2 protein-coding genes are annotated in these 841 nt (G+C 66.6%); both read right to left on the reverse strand.

Annotated features, from left to right (window positions below):
• A partial coding sequence (locus EN925_RS37895; protein WP_128337464.1) for an ATP-binding cassette domain-containing protein occupies window positions 1–557 on the reverse strand: 557 nt, incomplete at its 3' end.
• A 6-nt stretch (window positions 558–563) separates the two neighbouring features.
• The coding region (locus EN925_RS37900) for an iron chelate uptake ABC transporter family permease subunit (protein ID WP_164894771.1) at window positions 564–841 on the reverse strand (278 nt) is incomplete at its 5' end.

Below are 841 nucleotides of genomic sequence, written 5' to 3' on the forward strand. Positions count from 1 at the left end.
CGGGCAATGTTCATGATGATCAGCTGGTGCTTGATGTCGAGGCTGGACACTGGCTCGTCGAGGAACAGAAAGCGCGGCTTGCCGTCGAGCACCGGCGCCCAGACCTGGCACAGCACGCGCGCCAACTGAACGCGCTGTTGCTCCCCGCCGGAAAGCTCCTGGTAGAAACGGCCGGCAAAGCCGTCGAGATCGACACGCGCCAGCGCCCGTTCCGGCAGCCGCGCATCCTCGCCCGGCAAGGCGCCCGAACGGCCGCCGACAAGACCAAGCTTGACCACTTCCCGCACGGTGAACGGGAACGACAGCGTCGTCGCCTGCGGCAGCACCGCGCGATGGACGGCTGCCTCGGCCGGCTTCATCGGCGAGAGATCTCGGCCGTTGAGGGCAACGCGGCCGGTATAGGCGAGCTCGCCGGAGAGCGCTTTGAGGAAGGTCGTCTTGCCCGAACCATTGGGGCCGACGATGGCGGCGATCTCGCCGGGCCGCGCGTGGAAATCGACACCACTGACGATAGGCTTGCCGGCGATATCAACCGAAACATCCTTTGCCTCGATCATCAAGCCTCACAAATCAACCACGCCGCGCTTGCGCAGCAGGATCCAAAGGAAGAACGGCGCGCCCGCTACCGCGGTGACGATGCCTATCGGCAGTTCGGCCGGCGCAACGATAGTGCGTGCGACCGCATCGGCCAGAAGCAGCAGCGAGGCGCCGAGCAGCGCCGACGCCGGCAGCAGATAGCGATTGTCCGGACCAATCAGCAGGCGCAGCAGATGCGGCACCACGATGCCGACGAAGCCGATGCCGCCGCTGACGGCGACGGATGCGCCGACCGCGGCGGAGA

Source organism: Mesorhizobium sp. M7A.F.Ca.US.006.04.2.1 (assembly GCF_004022915.1).
Classification (GTDB): Bacteria; Pseudomonadota; Alphaproteobacteria; order Rhizobiales; family Rhizobiaceae; genus Mesorhizobium; species Mesorhizobium ciceri.